Source organism: Chryseobacterium sp. AC405b, assembly GCF_979258685.1.
Window position 1 is genome coordinate 160044 of sequence record NZ_OZ409877.1, and the last position, 21556, is coordinate 181599.

A 21556-nucleotide genomic window follows, 5' to 3' on the forward strand; every position below is an offset into this window, starting at 1 on the left:
CGTCAAAAATTCTTTGAATTTTCGCCACCCCTCCAAAGGAGGGGAATTATTTCGCTTCGTTTCGTTATTTTATTTCGTTTAAAATAATTTTCCAAAGATTTTTGTTATAGCTTCTGAAAAAATTAATATGTCCTATTTCTCCCTTTTCAGACTCAGAAGTTTTGATCCATCTATATGTTGGTTGTAAATTCGGGTAGGTATCATTTAATAAAGATTTCACCCCTTTTTCTGTTAACCAAACATCATCTTCAGCCTGAATAACGAAAACCTTCTGTTTTAAATCTTTCGAAAAATCATCCGCTTTAAGCAATAATTTGTTGGTAGATTTCCTGTTCAAAATTAAGATTCTCCAATCATAAGCGCAATTTTTTGGAAGACTTTCTCCAAGACCAAACCAATGCGCCGGAAAATAGCCAAATAGCTCGGTAAACAAAGGCTGAATAATTCCAAAACCAAATAAAGCTTCAATTTTCGTCCGCCATTTTAAGTTGCCGATGAAGGCATTTTGTGTTCCGACAAAGAAAAATTCGTCAAATATTGCAGAATCTTTATTCATTCCGAGAATTAATGCTCCAACCGAATGTCCGAGACAGAATTTCTGATCATCAGGGAAATTATTGATAATGAATTGAGTCAAAGTTTTGAAATCTTCACTTCCCCAAATTCTCATTGATGCATTAAAATTTCTCATCTTCTGAGGTTTAGAGAGTCCTATTCCTCTATAATCATAAGTAATGACGGTAAATCCTTCTGAAACAAAAAACTGAGCAAATGAGAAGTAGATCTGTTGCTTTACACCAGTCGCAGAATTGATCAGCAAAACTTTATTATTGCTTTTTTCAGGTCTGAAAATATGTGCAGTAATTCGAACTTTGTCAGCAGTTTGCAGGAGCAGTTTTTCCATAGGATGACAATAAAATATCCACCTATAAAAGTGGATATTTTTATCATCAGTTTTTAGTAATTCTTAAAATTTCGATATGCAGCAAATAATTTACTTCAATAAGTCTGAAAGCATTGGAAGAGCAGTCTGAGCACCTTTCCCTAGAGATACTTTTGATGAAACTTCATTTCCGAATTTCACGCATTCAGCAATGGTATTTTTGTGGCATAATGCAATGGCAAATCCTGAAGTAAATGCGTCACCCATCCCCATTTTATAAACCATACTTTCATCTTCATTTCGGTAATACTTCATTTCAATTCCGTCGAAGTATATTGTTGAATTGGTTTCGTCCCGAATAAAAACTTTATTGAAATATTTCTTTAAAACTTTCTCCTTTTGACCTTCCCCAAAAATAATTTCAAGTTCACTGCTTTTAGCAACAATAAAATCAACATTCTCAATGATTTGATTACTCAGAGGTTTTCCTGGCGAAGCATACAGACCTACCATTTTCCCGTAGCTCTTTGCCTTTTTAATGGTAAATTCTACAACATCCATCGGAATTTCCAGTTGCAGCAGAACCATATCTGAAGAATGAATATATCTATCAGCTTCTTCTACATCGTGAGTGTTCAAATATAAATTGGCAGCCGGAACGACCACAATGGCAGCATCACCCTCTGAACTTGTAACATAGGCGGTTCCTGTAGAGTCTTTATCAGTTTCTGTAACAAAACCTACGTTTACGTTTTCACTGACCAGATTGCGCATGATTTGCTGTCCCAAAGGATCTACACCAACACAACCGATGAAGTAAACACTTGCTCCCAATCTAGCCGCACCCACAGCTTGATTAGCACCTTTACCACCAAAATAATTATCGCAGTGACTTGCCATCACCGTTTCATTGGCATATGGTATTTTTTCGGTATATAAAATCAGATCTAATGAGCAACTCCCAACCACTACGATTTTGGGTTGTGTTGAAGAAAAATTCATATTTCGTACTTTTAGTTTTCAGTAAATTTAAACAACTTAATCTTACAAAAAATAAATATTTTCAATTTACCAGGATCTCTATAAATTCGGTAACAATTTTAACAGGATTATTGTTCTTATCATAAGCAATGTAGCTTGCATAAAAACCTTCTCCATAACCTGTTTCAAATCCGAAAATAGTTCCCGGAAGTTCTTCTGCCGGCTTGAGGAAAGCATATTGATCAATCGCACCGTTTTCGTCAAAAAAATGCTCATGGAAAAATTCTTCATAAATTCCCATAAAATCGACGCCTTTGCTTTGATATAATTTTTGTTCTAAATCGTTCAGACTTTTTTGGGTTTCTACATCCATAAAACAGCCCATTCCGCTTTCTACAGGATAACCGAAAACTTCACCTTCCGCCAAATCTTTAACATTCTGAGCATCGGTGGTTGCCAATTTCCAAGATGTGATTTCGGCATCGCTAAAAACAATTTCGGCATAAGCAACACAATTGCTTTCTCTTTCTTTATGCAGCAAAACAGAAAAACTGCCTTTAGGAAATATCGCAGAGAAAGATGCCATATCGTTTGTAATCAAAGGATCGCACGCAACCAGCTTTCCGGTTGAAAGATATATTTTTCCCACATCGAAACTTTCGAGTAGCGGACTTTCTACGAAGTCTTTTGAGAATAGTTTTTTTATATTTTCTAGGTGTGTCATTATTTTGATGGGTGTTTGATGATGGAAGCTTGATGTTTGATGAAAATTTACGTAATTCCTACATCCAGCTTCCTGCATCCTACAATGTTTTTAATTTCTCTTCGAGAATCGCAATCTTATCCTGCGCATCTTTTTGTTTCTTGCGCTCTACTTCTACCACTTCTGGTTTTGCGTTGGCAACAAATTTTTCGTTGGAAAGCTTTTTATCAACAGAAATTAAAAATCCTTTCAGATATTTTACTTCTTCTTCTGTCTTCTTTTTTTCTTCTTCCAGATCTAATTTTTCACTTAAAGGAATTGAAACTTCAGTAGATCCAACCAGGAAAGTAAAGCTTGGTTTATCTGTCTTCTCACCAAAATGAATTTCAGAAATACTCGCTAATTTTTTAATGACTGCTTCATTTTCAAAATTGGCAGCATTTGTATACACTTCAACCGCTTCTCGTGGCGAAATTCCTTTTGTTTGACGGTAATTTCTTACTCCAGAAATAATTTCTTCTGCAGTTTCAAAGTTTTTAATAATATCTTCATTAAATTCTTCGGCTTTTTTCTGTTGAGCGATTACTAAGGCTTCCTCAGGTTTTCTTTCTGAAATCAACTGCCACAATTCTTCTGACAAGAATGGCATAAAAGGATGAAGAAGCTTCATTAATTCTTCAAAGAAAACAATCGTCTGATTATATACTTCTCTCGAAATTCCTTCTCCATAATTTGGTTTAATGGCTTCAAGATACCATCCGCAGAAATCATCTTTCACTAATTTTTGAATCAAATGCAATGCATCAGAAATTCTGAATTTGTCAAACTGATCATTGATTTCAGCAACTGATTTATTCAATTGATTTTCAAACCATTCAATCGCCTGATTATCTGAAACAATCAATTGTTTATCTTCTTTAGTCCAATTTTGCGTTAAACGGAATGCATTCCAGATTTTTGTCATGAAATTCCTTCCCTGCACCATCAAATCTTCATCAAACAATAAATCATTTCCGGCTGCTGAACTCAATAAACTTCCCACACGCACACCATCTGCACCGTATTGAGAAATTAAATCTAAAGGATCTGGTGAATTGCCCAATTGCTTAGACATTTTTCTTCTCTGCTTATCTCTTACAATCCCTGTAAAATAAACGTTTTTGAAAGGAACTTCCCCTTTAAACTCTAATCCTGCCATAATCATTCTGGCAACCCAGAAAAAGATGATATCCGGACCTGTTACCAAATCTGAAGTTGGGTAATAATAGTTGATATCTTTATTATCAGGATCAAGCAAACCATCAAAAACTGACATTGGCCACAACCAAGAAGAGAACCATGTATCAAGAGCGTCTTGGTCTTGTTTTAGCTTGTCAGTTGTCAATTGTTGGTTGTTGGTTTTTTGCTTCGCCAGTTCCAATGCATCTTCGATATTTTCTGCAACTACAAAATCATTTTCACCGTCTCCATAATAGAACGCAGGAATTTGCTGTCCCCACCAAAGCTGACGGGAGATATTCCAATCACGGATGTTATCCATCCAATGTTTGTAGGTGTTTTTAAATTTTTCGGGATAGAATTTTACTTCGTCATTCATCACAACATCCAACGCAGGTTTTGCGATATCAGACATTTTCAAGAACCACTGAACGGAAACTTTAGGCTCGATAACCGCACCTGTTCTTTCAGAAGTTCCCACTTTATTAACATAATCTTCTGCTTTCAATAAAAGATCATTTTCTTCTAATTCTTTTGCGATTTGCTTTCTAACGTCAAATCTGTTTTTTCCTGCGTAATGTAGACCGTGATCATTCAGATTTCCGTCATCATCCAAAGAATCAATCATCTGAAGATTGTGCTTTTGTCCGATTTCGTAATCATTAATGTCGTGAGCAGGCGTAATTTTCAAGGCTCCCGTTCCGAATTCAATATCAACATATTCGTCTTCAATAATCGGAATTACTCGGTTGACAATGGGTACAATTACATTCTTGCCTTTCAGGTGTGCATATCTTTCGTCATTTGGGTTAATACAAACGGCAGTATCTCCGAAAATAGTTTCAGGACGTGTTGTAGCAACCGACAGAAATTCTTCCGTACCTTCAATTTTATATTTTAAATAATATAATTTTCCGTTTTGTTCTTTAAAAATAACTTCTTCATCAGAAATATTAGTTTTTGCTTCCGGATCCCAGTTGACCATTCTGTATCCTCTGTAGATAAGGCCTTTGTTATACAGATCAACAAAACTTTTGATAACCTGCTGAGACATTTTATCTTCTAAAGTAAAACGAGTTCTGTCCCAATCGCACGAGCAACCCAGTTTTTTTAATTGTTCGAGAATCGTACCACCATATTTATCAGTCCAGTCCCATGCGTGTTTCAAAAATTCTTCACGTGTGATATCAGATTTATTAATTCCTTCAGACTTTAATTTGGCAACAACTTTAGCTTCAGTGGCAATAGAAGCATGATCTGTACCGGGAACCCAACAGGCATTAAAGCCCTGCATTCTTGCACGACGTACCAAAACATCCTGAATGGTATTATTCAACATATGCCCCATGTGAAGAATTCCTGTGACGTTTGGCGGAGGAATTACAACCGTATACGGCGGCTTGTCGTTAGGTTCTGAATGGAAAAATTTATTTTCCAGCCAGTAGCTGTACCATTTCTGTTCTGTTTCCTGTGGATTATATTTTTCTGAAATCTGCATAAATTCTATTTCTTGGCTTATAATTTGCAAAAATAGCTTAAAGTAAAAAAATTATAAGTAATAATTAAAATAATTTTTAACTTTGTTTCTCAAAATTTATCTAACAAACATATTAACATTCAAGAATATGAAAACATTATTTGCAGGTATTGCATTATTCGGAACAATTGCTTTGGCATCTGCACAAACAATTACATTCGACAAAACTACTTTTGACTATGGTGCTATTAAACCAAGTTCTGACGGTACAAGATTTTTTAATGTAACGAACACTGGCGATAAGCCTTTGATTATTTCAAACGTAAAGCCATCTTGCGGATGTACAACTCCTGAATTTAGCCAAGACCCTATCTTACCAGGTAAATCTGCTAAAATTAAAGTTGGTTATAATACAGCTACTCCAGGTGCTTTCAACAAAATGATTGAAGTATTTTCTAATGACCCTGTAAACAGCAGAAGTGTAATCTACATTAAGGGTGATGTAAATGCAAATGCTCCTGAGCCTAAAGTTTTAACGCCAGCTGAACAAAAAGCTGCTGCTAAAATTGAAAAGAAAGCTGCTAAGACTGCTAAAAAAGTTGCTGCAAGAAATTAATATTATTTTAAAATATTACTGAACCGTCTCAAAAGAGGCGGTTTTTTTATTATATTTATTTAGTAATAATCAAAATTTTAGCAAATCAAATAAATCATTCATCATATGGCAGATAATTTTTCAGACGATTTTATTGTAAAAAATAAATTTTCAATCAAAAAAGCATCAACAGAATATCGTGGAAAACTCACCAAGGAAGAAGGAATTCAAATCCTTATTGAGGAAAAAGAAAAACTTCGTGAACTTCAGGAAAAATTGTATGCTGATGGAAGTAAATCTCTTTTGGTTATACTCCAGGCAATGGATGCGGCTGGAAAAGACAGCCTGATAGAACACGTTTTCGGTGGGGTAAATCCTCAAGGGTGTCAGGTTACGAGTTTTAAAACTCCAAGCTCAAAAGATTATTCTCACGATTTTCTATGGAGACATTATTTAGCTCTGCCACAAAAAGGGATGATTGGAATTTTCAACCGTTCTCATTACGAAAGCGTTTTGGTATGTAAAGTACACCCAGAATATAATTTAAGCGAAAAAACCTGGAGTTCAGTAAGCGATTTTGATGATAAATTTTGGAAAAACCGTTATGAAAGCATTAGAAATTTCGAAAAACATCTGGCTCAAAACGGAACAACCGTTGTGAAAATTTTCTTACACGTTTCTAAAGATGAGCAGAAAAAAAGATTATTAGACAGAATCAACGAGCAAGAAAAAAACTGGAAATTCTCTGCAGCAGATCTTCCGGAAAGAGCTTTGTTTGATGAATATATGAACTGTTACGAAACAGCCATCAATGAAACTTCAAAAGATGAAGCACCTTGGTACGTTATTCCTGCAGATAATAAATGGTTTGCAAGACTTGCGGCAGTACAAATCATCATTGACACTTTAGAAAAAATGAATTTAAAATTCCCACAACTTTCCCAAGAAGACAAGGATGGATTAGATAATGCTAAAAAACAATTAGAAAGTGAGTAATTGATGAAAAGAAATGAGTTTGAAGATGCTTTTTAAAATTTCTTTCTTCAAGCTCTTATTATCAGATATAAAAACCACGAGAAAATCTATAAGCCGGATTTTGTACTTCCTAAAAAGTGCCTGTTATTTATCTACGCATTACATTACTGTAAAGCTTGAGCTGATTACCCCTCGGTTTTCAGGACGAGCCGCCCCTATTTTCATTGCTGAAAAGAACCGATATACTTATCATTGCACCGCAAAGAGTTTACCTGGTTTCACTACAGCCGAACTGTACTTGCTTTCTGTTGCACTTGTCCTATCCTTACGGATGACGGATGTTATCCGCTTTGCTGCTCTATGGTGTCCGGACTTTCCTACCCTTATCGAAATAAGAATCAACAAGCCGACTTTCTCGTGGCTGCAAAGATAAGAAATAGTCATGAGTTAAAAGTTATAAGTTAGGAATCGATGAAATCTTGATATAACATATTTTAAAATATAACTCATAATTAATAACATATAACTCTTCATCAATTAGTACATTATTATTATCTTCGTTGCAATTATACAATATTTTGATTTCTAAAGAGAAAGAATTTGCCCAGCTTATAAAAGATAATCAAGGTTTGATTATTAAAGTGTCGCGGCTTTATACCAATTCTCTCGAAGATGAGGAAGATCTTTTCCAGGAAATTGTTCTGCAATTATGGAGAAGCTATGATTCTTTTAAAGGAAATTCAAAAATATCTACCTGGATGTATCGTGTGGCTCTTAACACGGCAATCACTCTTTTTAGAAAGAAAAGTAAGAGTTTACAAACTAATGAACTGGATATTAATCACAGAGATTTCATAGAGGATGAAGACGACAAGCAACAGCAGATTTCTTTGTTATATACTGTGATTAAAACGCTTCCTAATGTTGAAAGAGCGATTGTGATGATGTATCTGGACGATCTTCCCTACAAAGACATTGCCGAAAACCTTGGTATTACCGAAGTAAATGCACGGGTGAAGATGAACAGACTCAAGAAAGTCCTTAAAGAAAAAATGGAAAAAAATGCCTGAATTTGATTTAGATAGCTTTAAGAAAACATGGCAGGAACAGCCTGTGGAACCAAAATATGACAACGCTGAAATTCTTCAGATGCTGAATAAAAAATCGCGTAATTATGTAAAATATATATTTTGGATCAGTGCAATTGAATTTATGTTTTTTACAGCATTCGGTTTATTTTATATTTTACAGAATAAAGAATCGAATACATTTCTCACCTCGCTACAAAAGCTGGGAGTTGAGAAAAACCCTGAACTGGAAAGCAATTTAGACAATATTTATTTAACGATAAAGATTGTGAGCTTATTAGTAACAGGATATTTTGTCATCAAGTTTTATCAAAACTACAGAAAAATAAAAATTGAAGAAAATTTAAAAGAGTTTATTACCAGAATTATTAGTTTTAAGAAAACAGTTAATGCTTTTATACTCACAAATATTGTTTTGTTTGTACTCTTCACAACCACTTTCACACTTTTTGTTTTTTATGTATTAAAAGAACAGAATATTCTACTCACAAATTCTTCAAAAACTGGATTTTTAATAGGAATAGTTGTAAGTACGCTACTGTGTATTCTCCTAATATGGATCTATTACAGATTGGTATATGGTATTATAATGAAAAGACTTGATAAAAATCTCAGTAAACTCAAAGAAATCGACTTGCAAGAATAATAAAATTACTAAGCAAAACTTTTAAAAAAAAAAAGCATTTCAGTTATTTGAAATGCTTTTTTATTTTATAATTCTTTCCTTAATCTCGCAACAGGAATATTTAACTGTTCTCTATATTTTGCAATTGTTCGTCGTGCGATGTTATATCCTTGTTCTTTTAGAATAACAACCAAAGCATCATCTGTCAATGGTTTTCTCTTGTTTTCTTTACTAATGACTTCCTGCAAGTGCATCTTAATTTCTTTGGTAGAAACTTCTTCACCATCATCATTTGTTAAACTGTCAGAAAATAGGTCTTTTAAATAAAGAATACCATTTGGTGTATCTGCATATTTGCTTTTTACAACTCTTGAAATTGTGGAAATATCAAACCCGGTAATGTCGGCAATATCTTTTAGAATCATCGGTCGTAATGACTTTTCGTCACCTGTAATAAAATAATTATGCTGGAATTTCACAATTGCATTTATGGTCTGTAACAAGGTATTCTGACGTTGGTTAATCGCATCAATATACCATTTTGCAGCGTCTAATTTTTGCTTAATAAATAATGCCGCTTGTTTATGCTCAGATGAATTTTTATCGTGTGAATAGGTTGTTAAAATATCTTTATATTCTTCAGAAACCCTTAGAGTAGGTGCATTTTTACTGTTTAACATTGGAATAACGACTCCGTCTTTTACAGAAATTACAAAATCAGGGATAATTTCCTGATTGATTGTAATGGTTTGGGTATCAAAATTACCTCCTACTTTTGGAGAAAGTTTAGAGATCTCATCTAATGCATCTTTTAAATCCTCCTCTTCAATATCGTATTTCTGAATAATCTTGTTATAATGCTTATTTGTCAGTGCATCAAATTGAAATCTCAGAATATTGGCTGCCAAAGAAACGGCTTTGTTTGAGCTCACCTTTTTTTCAATCTGCAAGAGAAGACATTCTTGTAAACCTCTTGCTCCAACTCCTGAAGGATCTAATTTCTGAATGTAATTCTCTAAAATATCATCTACTTTATCTACAGTAGTATAGATACCTTGAGAAAAAGCCAGATCATCGACAATAGACTTCACTTCTCTTCTTAAATATCCGTCAGTATCTAAATTACCAATAATATATTCTGCAATTTTCAAATCTTCCTGATTGATATTAATCAGATTAATCTGCTCCATTAAATAATCATATAAAGATTGACCTTCAGTTAAAAGGCTCTCATTATCAAAATCTTCATCGTCCGCAGAATAATTGCTTGAAGCTGTTTTGTAATTAGGTTCATCATCATAAATATAGTCGTTGACATCAAAATCAGTTTCGATACTATCTGTACCTTCCGTTTCATAAGATTCTTCTAAAGAAGAATACTCTTCCTCTTTAGTAGGTTCTTCTTTTGCAACCTCTAAAGCTGGATTTTCCTCTAATTCCCTTTCTAATTCCTCCTCAAATTCTAATGTATGAAGCTGAATAAGTTTCATCAGTTGGATTTGCTGAGGCGCAAGCTTTTGCCCTAATTTAAGCTGTAAATGTTGTTTTAGCATATCTACTGTGATTTAAACATAACGTATTCTACGAATTTATGAAATATTTTTTAATAAAAATAATATTTAGCACGATTTTTGCTGCATGTGGTAAATAATTAATTTCTCACAATCCAATATTTAAAATATTGGATTATTTTATTTATTTCAGTTATAAACTTATTGCTTCGAAATACTCTATTTACAGGAATTGTTTCTTTGTACAAGTATTTCTACTTTACCTTAAGTTCAGATTTTTTGCATAAGTATAAGTATGTTTTTTCAGTTTAAAGTTTTCCTGAATCTCTATTTCCGTAAACCGGTTTTACTTTCTTTAGGATATAAAAAGACTTTATAACCAAATACTAGCAATAAAAAAACTCCCATACTATTGAGTACAGGACTTTTTAGGGTTGATTGTTATTAGTAATTGATTACTTGTTATAACAAAAAAGACTTCTACTTTTCAGTAGGAGTCTTTTTTTTAGGAGTGTTTTGTTGAATGTATTGCATAAAAAAAGCTCCTCAATCTTTCGATTGAGGAGCTTTAAAAAAAAACTGGCGGCGACCTACTCTCCCGCTTTCGCAGTACCATCGGCGCTGGTGGGCTTAACTTCTGTGTTCGGAATGGGAACAGGTGAGCCCCACCGCTAAAACCACCCTAAAGGTTGTATATAAGATATCAGAGGATAGATTTCAGATTTCAGACTTTTTTAGTCTGTTATCTGATGTCTTATTTCTGACATCTGTTTTAAGCGATAAGAATATTCACAAAGAGAGAACCTTGATTGCGCAATTAAGCGATGCCAATTAGGCTATAAATCTACGGGTAATTAGTACTACTCGGCTATGCTGTTACCAACTTTACACCTGTAGCCTATCAACGTCGTCATCTCCAACGACCCTTAAAAGATGTCTCATCTTGAGGCGAGTTTCGCACTTATATGCTTTCAGTGCTTATCTCTTCCAAACGTAGCTACTCAGCGGTGCTCCTGGCGGAACAACTGATACACCAGAGGTTTGTTCAATTCGGTCCTCTCGTACTAGAATCAAGCCCTCTCAAACATCTAACGCCCGCAATAGATAGAGACCGAACTGTCTCACGACGTTCTGAACCCAGCTCGCGTGCCACTTTAATGGGCGAACAGCCCAACCCTTGGGACCTTCTCCAGCCCCAGGATGTGACGAGCCGACATCGAGGTGCCGAACCTCCCCGTCGATGTGAGCTCTTGGGGGAGACTAGCCTGTTATCCCCGGAGTACCTTTTATCCTATGAGCGATGGCCCTTCCATACGGAACCACCGGATCACTATGTCCTGCTTTCGCACCTGATCGACTTGTAGGTCTCACAGTCAAGCACCCTTATGCCATTACACTCTACGCACGGTTACCAAGCGTGCTGAGGGTACCTTTGAAAGCCTCCGTTACTCTTTTGGAGGCGACCACCCCAGTCAAACTACCCACCACGCAATGTCCTTCTAAAAGAAGTTAGGCTCCAAGTAAGTAAAGGGTGGTATTTCAACGTTGACTCCACAAACACTAGCGTGCCTGCTTCAAAGTCTCCCACCTATCCTACACATTACTTACTCAAAGTCAATACGAAGTTATAGTAAAGGTTCACAGGGTCTTTTCGTCCCATTGCGGGTACTCGGCATCTTCACCGAGACTACAATTTCACAGAGCTCATGGTTGAGACAGTGCCCAGATCGTTACACCATTCGTGCAGGTCGGAACTTACCCGACAAGGAATTTCGCTACCTTAGGACCGTTATAGTTACGGCCGCCGTTTACTGGGGCTTCAGTCAAACGCTTCGCATTGCTGCTAACGCCCTTCCTTAACCTTCCAGCACCGGGCAGGTGTCAGACCCTATACAGCATCTTTCGATTTAGCAGAGTCCTGTGTTTTTGATAAACAGTCGCCTGGGCCTCTTCACTGCGGCCAACATTGCTGTTGGCGTCTCTTCTTCCGAAGTTACGAGACTATTTTGCCTAGTTCCTTAACCATGATTCACTCTAGCACCTTAGGATTCTCTCCTCGACTACCTGTGTCGGTTTTGGTACGGGTTGCTTCACTTCGGCTTTTCTTGGAAGCACTTTCCTTACAGCAACTTCGCCCGAAGGCTAGGTCTTGACTATTCCGTCAGTCTCCAGTAAGTACGGCACTCCGTCCCCTTTTTAGTGTGAGCAAGTATGGGAATATTAACCCATTGTCCATCCACTACCCCTTTCGGGTTCGCGTTAGGTCCCGACTAACCCTCAGCTGATTAGCATGGCTGAGGAAACCTTAGTCTTTCGGTGAGCGGGTTTCTCGCCCGCTTTATCGTTACTTATGCCTACATTTTCTTTTCTGTACGCTCCACAATAGCTCACGCTACTGCTTCTGTGCAAACAGAATGCTCCCCTACCAGATACAACCCGAGGTTGTAAATCCATAGCTTCGGTACTCTATTTATGCCCGATTATTATCCATGCCGGACCGCTCGACTAGTGAGCTGTTACGCACTCTTTAAATGAATGGCTGCTTCCAAGCCAACATCCTAGCTGTCAATGCAGTCCAACCGCGTTGCTTCAACTTAATAGAGATTTGGGGACCTTAGCTGTTGGTCTGGGTTCTTTCCCTCTCGGACACGGACCTTAGCACCCGCGCCCTCACTGCCGTGGAACATTTATTAGCATTCGGAGTTTGTCAGGAATTGGTAGGATTTGACTCCCCCGCATCCAATCAGTAGCTCTACCTCTAATAAACTTATACACGACGCTGCACCTAAATGCATTTCGGGGAGTACGAGCTATCTCCCAGTTTGATTGGCCTTTCACCCCTACCCACAGGTCATCCGAAGACTTTTCAACGTCAACCGGTTCTGGCTCCTCCACTTTGTGTTACCAAAGCTTCAACCTGCCCATGGGTAGATCACAAGGTTTCGCGTCTAATCCTACTAACTATACGCCCTATTCAGACTCGCTTTCGCTCCGGCTCCGGACCTGAAGTCCTTAACCTCGCTAGTAAAATTAACTCGTAGGCTCATTATGCAAAAGGCACGCCGTCACCCAACTTGTGGGCTCCGACCGCTTGTAGGCGTACGGTTTCAGGTTCTATTTCACCCTTCTATTCGAAGTGCTTTTCACCTTTCCTTCACAGTACTTGTTCACTATCGGTCTTTCAGGAGTATTTAGCCTTGGAGGATGGCCCCCCCATATTCAGACAGGATTTCACGTGTCCCGCCCTACTCATTTATCATCTATGTATGCCTTTCAAATACGGGGCTATCACCCTCTATGGCTGTTCTTTCCAGAACATTCTTTTAAACATATAAAGACTTTTGGGCTAATCCGCGTTCGCTCGCCACTACTTACGGAATCTCTTCGATTTCTTTTCCTCCGGGTACTTAGATGTTTCAGTTCTCCGGGTTTGCTCTCCTTGCGGAGTGACTGGTCTTCAACCAGACGGGTTGCCCCATTCGGACATCTGCGGATCAATTCGTGTGTGCCGATCCCCGCAGCTTTTCGCAGCTTACCGCGTCCTTCTTCGCCTCTGAAAGCCTAGGCATCCGCCATACGCCCTTAACGATTTCTTTCCTAATTATTAATTAGTTCAGTATTTTTGTCTAATATTGCTATTAAACTATTTTGTAAACTCAAACGCTTAATTGCGCTCGGTTTTCTCTTTGTGATATTTTTACCGTTAATGTCAATGATCTTAATTCTTTCTGCTCGTCTGATAAATGGATATTTGTTTTGGCTCTATCCATCTTACTTTTAAATCAAACTCACAAAACTGTGGAGAATAAGGGAGTCGAACCCTTGACCTCCTGCGTGCAAGGCAGGCGCTCTAGCCAGCTGAGCTAATTCCCCCTCTAGTAGACTTCAGATGTCAGATTACAGACTCTAGACCTAAATGTCTCACGTCTCATATCTGATGTCTTCCCGTCTTTTACAATTAGTAGTCTCGGGCAGGCTCGAACTGCCGACCTCTACATTATCAGTGTAGCGCTCTAACCAGCTGAGCTACGAGACTTTGTTTAGATGTTAGATTTTAGACACTAGATGTTGGACTAATCTCTAACTTCTAATTTTCTAACCTCTATTTTCTAAATCTCTCCCTCTGATACTAATTTCTAGTGGGTTTTGTATTTTTATAATATAAGCAACCGAGTAAAAAACTAAAACGTCTTCTTTAAGTAAGTACATGATACATTTAAGTATCTTTTTTTGTTTATCGTCTAATGACGCTCTAAAATGAGATGTTCCAGCCGCACCTTCCGGTACGGCTACCTTGTTACGACTTAGCCCTAGTTACCTGTTTTACCCTAGGCAGCTCCTGTTACGGTCACCGACTTCAGGTACCCCAGACTTCCATGGCTTGACGGGCGGTGTGTACAAGGCCCGGGAACGTATTCACCGCGCCATGGCTGATGCGCGATTACTAGCGATTCCAGCTTCATAGAGTCGAGTTGCAGACTCCAATCCGAACTGAGACCGGCTTTCGAGATTTGCATCACATCGCTGTGTAGCTGCCCTCTGTACCGGCCATTGTATTACGTGTGTGGCCCAAGGCGTAAGGGCCGTGATGATTTGACGTCATCCCCACCTTCCTCTCTACTTGCGTAGGCAGTCTCACTAGAGTCCTCAACTTAATGCTAGCAACTAGTGACAGGGGTTGCGCTCGTTGCAGGACTTAACCTAACACCTCACGGCACGAGCTGACGACAACCATGCAGCACCTTGAAAATTGTCCGAAGAAAAGTCTATTTCTAAACCTGTCAATTCCCATTTAAGCCTTGGTAAGGTTCCTCGCGTATCATCGAATTAAACCACATAATCCACCGCTTGTGCGGGCCCCCGTCAATTCCTTTGAGTTTCAATCTTGCGATCGTACTCCCCAGGTGGCTAACTTATCACTTTCGCTTAGTCTCTGAATCCGAAAACCCAAAAACGAGTTAGCATCGTTTACGGCGTGGACTACCAGGGTATCTAATCCTGTTCGCTCCCCACGCTTTCGTCCATCAGCGTCAGTTAAGACATGGTAACCTGCCTTCGCAATTGGTGTTCTAAGTAATATCTATGCATTTCACCGCTACACTACTTATTCCAGCTACCTCTACCTTACTCAAGACCCGCAGTATCAATGGCAGTTTCATAGTTAAGCTATGAGATTTCACCACTGACTTACGAGTCCGCCTACGGACCCTTTAAACCCAATAAATCCGGATAACGCTTGCACCCTCCGTATTACCGCGGCTGCTGGCACGGAGTTAGCCGGTGCTTATTCATACTGTACCTTCAGCTACTTACACGTAAGTAGGTTTATCCCAGTATAAAAGAAGTTTACAACCCATAGGGCCTTAGTCCTTCACGCGGGATGGCTGGATCAGGCTCTCACCCATTGTCCAATATTCCTCACTGCTGCCTCCCGTAGGAGTCTGGTCCGTGTCTCAGTACCAGTGTGGGGGATCACCCTCTCAGGCCCCCTAAAGATCATGGACTTGGTGAGCCGTTACCTCACCAACTATCTAATCTTGCGCGTGCCCATCTCTATCCACCGGAGTTTTCAATATCAACTGATGCCAGTTAATATATTATGGGGTATTAATCTTCCTTTCGAAAGGCTATCCCCCAGATAAAGGCAGGTTGCACACGTGTTCCGCACCCGTGCGCCGCTCTCAAAGTCCCGAAGGACTTCTACCGCTCGGCTTGCATGTGTTAGGCCTCCCGCTAGCGTTCATCCTGAGCCAGGATCAAACTCTCCATTGTATGTTTGTCTGACTCACTCAAAGTTATTGACGCTTTAGTCTTTTCCTTACTTGGTTGTTATATCTATGTTTCAATGATCTCTTCTCTTACGCTTCCTCAGCTACCCTTTTCTGTCGTTGGGCGTTGCCGTATTTGCGTGTGCAAAAGTAATAATTTATTTTGTCCTGACCAAATGTTTTTTGAAGAAATTTTAAAGTTTTTTAAGTAACCCTAAACACCCTCTTTCTAAACATCCAATCTACTACTCCTGCGCTCCCCGTATTGGGATTGCAAAGATACAAATCTTTTTCAACCTCACAAATTTTTATCGCTAAAAATTTATTAATAATTAAAAAGTTTTTCTCTCTTCTAAAGTAATATAAACTACTGCCCTAAAGCTCTCCTGCGCTACTGATATACTCTCGTTTTCAGTGGGGCAAAGATAGGGCACATTCTTACACGAAACAAATATTTAATAATCAATTATTTTGATTGTGGAAAAGTATTAGAGTAAAACGCTGGTTTGATAAGCATTAAATAACATTATAGAGTTATCCACAATGTTCATATTATTTTAATGATGGATAAAAGGCAGTTTTATCCGGGTAATATTTGGAAATTTAGTAAAACAAAATATCTATTTTGTTTCTCGAAAATACTGTTAACGACATGTTTTAAGTATAAACAACATCGACGAGTGTACTGTTTACAAAAATTAAGCCAACAGATTATTAATATCAATCTATTAATGGAAGGTGTCGCTCCTACGGAGCTCTTTGTATATGTGATAATCGATTACTACAAACATATTGCTCCTCCGGAGCAAAAGATAACAATAAGATCTTCAAATGGGCAATGATTATTCGTCATGGAAAGATTAGGTTGAGAAAAAAATAGTCAGACTGAAGCTAAATAATTGAAAAATATTTCTTTTTGGCCGAATAATGAACTACCGACCGCTATCCTAGCCTAGATTGAACGACATGTTTGAGCTCTTTTTGCAAGAGAGGGATAAGCAAAGTGTAAAAAAGCGAGTAGTGAAAGCTGGAATAAGCTTCTGAAATAAAAAGTATCCAAGTTGGAAGTAACGCTTCTATAAGTATAACAAAAAAACCTCTGAAATTTTCAGAGGTTATATATATATATATATATATATGATGCAGATTAAAATTCTGCGTTCTTTGGAGTTCTTGGAAAAGGAATTACGTCTCGAATATTTGTCATACCCGTCACGAAAAGCACAAGTCTTTCTAAACCGAGTCCGAAACCAGCGTGAGGAACGGAACCAAATCTTCTGGTATCAAGATACCACCACAATTCGTGCTCATCTACGTGCATTTCTGCCATTTTGGTTTTCAGAACGTCTAATCTCGCTTCTCTTTCTGAGCCACCGATGATTTCTCCGATTCCGGGAAAGAGTACATCCATGGCGGCAACGGTTTTGTTATCGTCGTTCAGCTTCATGTAGAATGCTTTGATCTCTTTTGGATAATCGAAAAGAACAACAGGACATTCAAAATGTTTCTCTACTAAGAATCTTTCGTGCTCAGACTGAAGATCTGCACCCCATTCTTCGATCGGATAAACGAATTTTCCTTTTTTATTTTCTTTTGAATTGAGTAAAATCTCAATTGCTTCTGTATAAGAAACTCTTTTGAAACGTTTTGCTATAACATTTTCCAATTTTTCGATTAAGCCTTCTTTAGCTCTTTCTTTTTCAGGTTTTGTTTTTTGCTCTTCTTCAAAACGTTTATCTAAGAATTCAAGATCATCTTTACAATTGTCTAAGACATATTGGATGACATATTTTAAGAAATCTTCTGCCAAATCGATGTTATCTTCAAGGTTGTTGAAAGCAACTTCAGGCTCTATCATCCAGAATTCGGCTAAGTGGCGAGTTGTGTTTGAATTTTCTGCGCGGAAAGTCGGTCCGAAAGTATAGATTCTTCCTAACCCCATTGCTGCAGTTTCACCTTCAAGCTGCCCGGAAACCGTCAAGTTGGTCTTTTTACCAAAGAAATCCTGAGCAAAATCGATATCGCCCTGTTCATCTCTTGGAATATTATTTAAATCGAAGTTGGTTACCCCAAACATTTCTCCTGCTCCTTCGGCATCAGCTCCTGTTACGATTGGAGTATTGATATAGAAAAATTGGTTTTGGTTAAAGAATGAGTGAATTGCAAAACTTACCGCATGACGTACTCTGAAAACTGCTCCAAATAAATTGGTTCTGAATCTCAAATGCGCCTGCTCTCTTAACACTTCTAATGAATGTTTTTTTGGCTGAAGAATCGTTTTATCTCTTTCTTCGGTAAAGTTGTCGCCTAGAATAATGATTTTTTTAGCAATAATTTCTACGGTTTGTCCGGCTCCCTGGCTTTCCACGACTTCACCAACAACTTTGAGAGAAGAGGCTGTACTTATTTTGCTGATAATTTCTGCATCGAAATTTTCAAAATCAACAACAATCTGCAAATTATTAATTGTAGAACCATCATTAAGCGCAATAAAGCGATTTGAACGGAAAGCTCTTACCCAACCGTAAACTGTAATGTCATGATGTAATACTTTTTTGTAGTCTTGTAGGACTTCTTTAATTGTCTGCTTTTTCATTTGTTGATTGATAAATTTTTGTATAAAAATTAATGTTTGCAAATCTACAAAAAACAGTGTAATTTTTCTATGATTCCATTGTTTGATTTATCATTGATCGTTAATCCATAAAAATTCGCTATCGATTAATTGAAAAGTGTGCTCTTTTTTCTCTGCTTTCCTTTCCTGATATTCCAGGCATGATAAAAACTTGGAACGTCATACTGCCATTTAGGAAGAATTAAAATAATGAGGATGACATCAATATGAGAGATGACTCCTAAAACTATCATAAGATAAAACGCCCAACCAACTTCTTGAAATCCTATTAAATATACAAATGCAATCAGTAAGCTCAAACCCCACATTTTTGATAGAAATGCATGAGTGCAGGTTTCTTTTTTAAATTTTAAAAAGCTTATCAGATAGCATAAAGCTTCCATGACGAAAACAATTGTAATACTTTCCCAATGATTTTGTATGATTTTCGGATTGATAAAATAAGCAGCAAAACCTAACGAGAGCCAGAAAACCAAATCTACCTGACTGTCTAATCTTCTTAATTTTTCTGAAGAAACCCCTACCTTTCGTGCAATGATTCCATCAAAAATATCTGTTAGCAGACCAACGAACATTAAGGTTATAATTAAATATCCCAATTCTTCACCTTTTAAATAGGCTAAAAAGAAAATTATTGGTGCTAAAAGAAAACGGATTGCTATTAATATATAAGGTATGTTTTTCATGATTTAATTTTTTTAGATTTAAAATTCCAATTGACGATTGGAAACTTTCTTTTCTCGTTCACATTCCATAATCCAAACTGAAAACCTTTGAGATCTTTAGTTTTGTTGACTATTCCTATTTGAATTCCTCTCAATTTTTTCGATTCGTTGAACATAGAAATTTGCATACCTTTAAAATCATCTGAGTAATTTCCGAAAAAAGCCATATTCAAACCATTTCCTCTCTCCGAACTATTATCAAATCCTGAAATATGAACTCCATTTAAATTTCCTGAAGTATTGTTAAAAAAATTTACCGATAATCCGTTTGTCGTGCGTGAATGATGATACATTGAGATACCGATTCCGTTCAATTTTTTGCCATCCATCATTCCGCCTGTAGAAAGATGCAATCCATTCACCGTCACAGTTGATTTCTCTTCGGTAGGGACTGAAATTGCCTGTGGAATTAAAGGATAAAGTAAAGTGAGAGGGTTTACCTGAAAATTAATCCCATTAATCCTTTGTTTTTGATAGTCATCTAAAATTCCAACGTTAAAACCATTTGTATTCCTAATCGTTTTTTGAGGATTGATAGTAACCAATGAGGATTTTACTTTCAAACTGTCTTGCCCGAAAATAATTAAACTCATCAGTAGTGCGATGATTGATAATTTCGTTTTCATAACATTTAATTTTAAATTATATTTCAAAGCTAATTTTGAAAACCACTTTTATGAATGCGATAAAAAATTAAAATAAATCAATACATTTGTGAAAATCGCAAATCAGAATGAATCAAGAAATTCTACTCAGACAAATCAGAAAAAAAATTGGAGATAAATCGTTGAATGATGAGATTGCCAATATTCTCAACATTAGCTATGACGCAGCACACAGAAGAACTTCGATGAAAGCGAAATTCAGTTTTGAAGAAGCGGTGGAATTGGCCAAATATTATCAGATTTCAATTGATCAGTTTTTGGGAACCGAAAACCAATTGGTGGTAAAAAGAACTCAGCCTGTAAAGACACAGGAAGATTTATTGCATTTTTTTGAGAGTTCGCTGAAAATACTGAATGTTTTCCAAGGTATGAATCAATCACAGGTTTATTATTCGGCTAAAGATATTCCGTTTTTTTATACGATTTCGAATACAATTCTATCACGCTTCAAATTTTATGTTTGGATGAATCTGCTGAATGAAGACAAGTTTCTATGTTCATTTGAAGATTTTGATCTCCCCTACCATTCTCCAAAAAATGAAATGCTGAAAGATCTTTATGAAAATCAAAATGTAACCGAAGTCTGGAACGACACAACCATTATGAGTATTCTAATGCAGATTTCTTATTATTCTGAAATGGGACTTTTAAAATTTAAAGACATTGCACTTATTTTGGAAGAAGTCAGAATTGTTCTTCGCAATATAGAATATAAAATTCAAAACAATCCTGATTTTAATTTTTACGTCAATGATTTGGTGATCTTAAGCAACAATATTTTCTTTAAAAACGAATATCAATCATCATTTTTCATCCCTTTTAATATGTTTGGCTACATGATGACCAATGATGAAAAAACTTGTAATGATACCTTGATTTATTTTGAGCATGAAATTAAAAATTCAAAATCTCTTAATACAGCCGGAAATAGAGAAAGAAAGATGTTCTTTAATAAAATGTATCAACAAATTAATGAATTAGAGAATAAACTGAAAATCTGATATAATTTAACAAAACATTAAATGGCGGGAATCATTGTTTGCCAACAATTTTTGTAGATTTACTGTAATTAAACAAAAAAATATGAACATCACATTAGATCAGGCTCAAAAAATAATAGAAGCTGCATTAGAAAAATCCAAGGAATTGGGAGTTAAAATGAATATCGCCGTTATGGACAGTGGTACTAATCTGGTTGCATTTGCAAAAATGGATGATGCCTGGTTAGGATCGATCGATATTGCTCAGAAAAAAGCTAAGACGGCAAGGTATTTTAATATGAATACCGGCGAAATCGGGAAATTATCACAACCTGGTCAACCTTTATACAATATAGAACACTCCAACAACGGATTGATTACATTTCCGGGTGGAGTTTTGATAAAAGATTCTTCAGGAAATATTATTGGATCGATTGGAGTAAGCGGAAGTTCTGTGGAAGATGATCATGAAGTTGCCTCTGCAGGAGCAGCAGCTTTAGAATAAATAAAATTTAAATTAAAAAATAATTAAAGTTGGTTTTCAGAAAGCCAGCTTTTTTTGTGGGAATATCACTACGGGAAATTATAAATTTTAGAATAAAAAAAATAGTGACCCCCTTATTTAGAGGTCACTATTATAAGATTAAGAATTTAAATATATTTGGAACTGTTTAAATTCTCTCAAATTTTTTTTTGTGTTTTTAGAATCATCCGTTTTTTTTACTGC

At 36.8% G+C, this 21556-nt stretch carries 14 protein-coding genes, 2 tRNA genes, 3 rRNA genes and 1 other RNA gene; 6 read left to right on the plus strand and 14 right to left on the minus strand.

Annotated features, from left to right (window positions below):
• Positions 1-64: 64 nt before the first annotated feature.
• From ACZZZA_RS00805 to ACZZZA_RS00820, 4 genes are all read right to left on the minus strand, one after another.
• Positions 65-904 (minus strand): alpha/beta hydrolase family protein, encoded by an 840-nt coding sequence (locus ACZZZA_RS00805; RefSeq protein WP_463429378.1) that lies wholly within the window; start codon positions 902-904, stop codon positions 65-67.
• Between the two features lie 90 nt (positions 905-994).
• The gene (locus tag ACZZZA_RS00810) at positions 995-1885 is read right to left on the minus strand and encodes a ribokinase (RefSeq protein WP_463429379.1); all 891 of its coding nucleotides are present in this window, start codon (positions 1883-1885) and stop codon (positions 995-997) included.
• 61 nt (positions 1886-1946) lie between these two features.
• Positions 1947-2588: a DUF4241 domain-containing protein gene (locus ACZZZA_RS00815; RefSeq protein WP_463429380.1), complete on the minus strand. Its 642-nt coding sequence runs from the start codon at positions 2586-2588 to the stop codon at positions 1947-1949.
• Positions 2589-2667: 79 nt separating this feature from the next.
• Positions 2668-5283, minus strand: a complete 2616-nt coding sequence (locus ACZZZA_RS00820) for a valine--tRNA ligase (RefSeq protein ID WP_463429381.1) — start codon at positions 5281-5283, stop codon at positions 2668-2670.
• Positions 5284-5410: 127 nt separating this feature from the next.
• On the opposite strand from ACZZZA_RS00820, the gene ACZZZA_RS00825 reads away from it, so the two are divergent.
• On the plus strand, positions 5411-5878 hold the full coding sequence (locus ACZZZA_RS00825) for a DUF1573 domain-containing protein (RefSeq protein ID WP_463429382.1): 468 nt from the start codon (positions 5411-5413) through the stop codon (positions 5876-5878).
• 105 nt (positions 5879-5983) lie between these two features.
• Positions 5984-6853, plus strand: a complete 870-nt coding sequence (locus ACZZZA_RS00830) for a polyphosphate kinase 2 family protein (protein ID WP_463429383.1) — start codon at positions 5984-5986, stop codon at positions 6851-6853.
• 73 nt (positions 6854-6926) lie between these two features.
• On the opposite strand, the gene rnpB is transcribed toward ACZZZA_RS00830, so the two are convergent.
• An RNA gene (rnpB, locus tag ACZZZA_RS00835) (RNase P RNA component class A) lies at positions 6927-7250 on the minus strand.
• Positions 7251-7410: 160 nt separating this feature from the next.
• On the opposite strand from rnpB, the gene ACZZZA_RS00840 reads away from it, so the two are divergent.
• A complete protein-coding gene (locus ACZZZA_RS00840; RefSeq protein ID WP_463429384.1) occupies positions 7411-7902 on the plus strand; it encodes an RNA polymerase sigma factor in 492 nt (163 codons plus the stop codon).
• Complete coding sequence (locus tag ACZZZA_RS00845) at positions 7895-8566, plus strand: beta-carotene 15,15'-monooxygenase (protein ID WP_463429385.1); 672 nt, start codon at positions 7895-7897, stop codon at positions 8564-8566. The genes ACZZZA_RS00840 and ACZZZA_RS00845 overlap by 8 nt, the downstream gene beginning before the upstream one ends.
• A 65-nt stretch (positions 8567-8631) precedes the next feature.
• On the opposite strand, the gene rpoN is transcribed toward ACZZZA_RS00845, so the two are convergent.
• The 9 genes from rpoN to ACZZZA_RS00890 form a co-directional block, all read right to left on the minus strand.
• Entirely contained in the window at positions 8632-10098 is a 1467-nt protein-coding gene (gene rpoN / locus ACZZZA_RS00850) for an RNA polymerase factor sigma-54 (RefSeq protein WP_463429386.1), read from the minus strand.
• Between the two features lie 535 nt (positions 10099-10633).
• Positions 10634-10741 (minus strand): 5S ribosomal RNA (gene rrf, locus ACZZZA_RS00855).
• A gap of 149 nt (positions 10742-10890) precedes the next feature.
• Positions 10891-13652: ribosomal RNA gene (locus tag ACZZZA_RS00860) — 23S ribosomal RNA — on the minus strand.
• Positions 13653-13855: 203 nt separating this feature from the next.
• Positions 13856-13929 (minus strand) — tRNA-Ala (locus tag ACZZZA_RS00865).
• Positions 13930-14018: 89 nt separating this feature from the next.
• A tRNA-Ile gene (locus tag ACZZZA_RS00870) sits at positions 14019-14092 on the minus strand.
• A gap of 219 nt (positions 14093-14311) precedes the next feature.
• A 16S ribosomal RNA gene (locus ACZZZA_RS00875) occupies positions 14312-15828 on the minus strand.
• The 16S, 23S and 5S rRNA genes sit together here with 2 tRNA genes alongside, the layout of an rRNA operon.
• Positions 15829-16971: 1143 nt before the next feature.
• Positions 16972-18420 (minus strand): asparagine--tRNA ligase, encoded by a 1449-nt coding sequence (gene asnS, locus ACZZZA_RS00880; RefSeq protein WP_463429387.1) that lies wholly within the window; start codon positions 18418-18420, stop codon positions 16972-16974.
• A 125-nt stretch (positions 18421-18545) separates the two neighbouring features.
• Entirely contained in the window at positions 18546-19145 is a 600-nt protein-coding gene (locus ACZZZA_RS00885) for a CDP-alcohol phosphatidyltransferase family protein (protein ID WP_463429388.1), read from the minus strand.
• The gene (locus tag ACZZZA_RS00890; RefSeq protein WP_463429389.1) at positions 19142-19810 is read right to left on the minus strand and encodes an LA_2272 family surface repeat-containing protein; all 669 of its coding nucleotides are present in this window, start codon (positions 19808-19810) and stop codon (positions 19142-19144) included. Before ACZZZA_RS00890 ends, ACZZZA_RS00885 begins: the two co-directional genes overlap by 4 nt.
• A 107-nt stretch (positions 19811-19917) precedes the next feature.
• Between ACZZZA_RS00890 and ACZZZA_RS00895 the strand changes: the two genes are divergently transcribed.
• Positions 19918-20850, plus strand: a complete 933-nt coding sequence (locus tag ACZZZA_RS00895; RefSeq protein WP_463429390.1) for a helix-turn-helix domain-containing protein — start codon at positions 19918-19920, stop codon at positions 20848-20850.
• Between the two features lie 82 nt (positions 20851-20932).
• Complete coding sequence (locus tag ACZZZA_RS00900) at positions 20933-21334, plus strand: GlcG/HbpS family heme-binding protein (protein ID WP_463429391.1); 402 nt, start codon at positions 20933-20935, stop codon at positions 21332-21334.
• Positions 21335-21556: the final 222 nt, after the last annotated feature.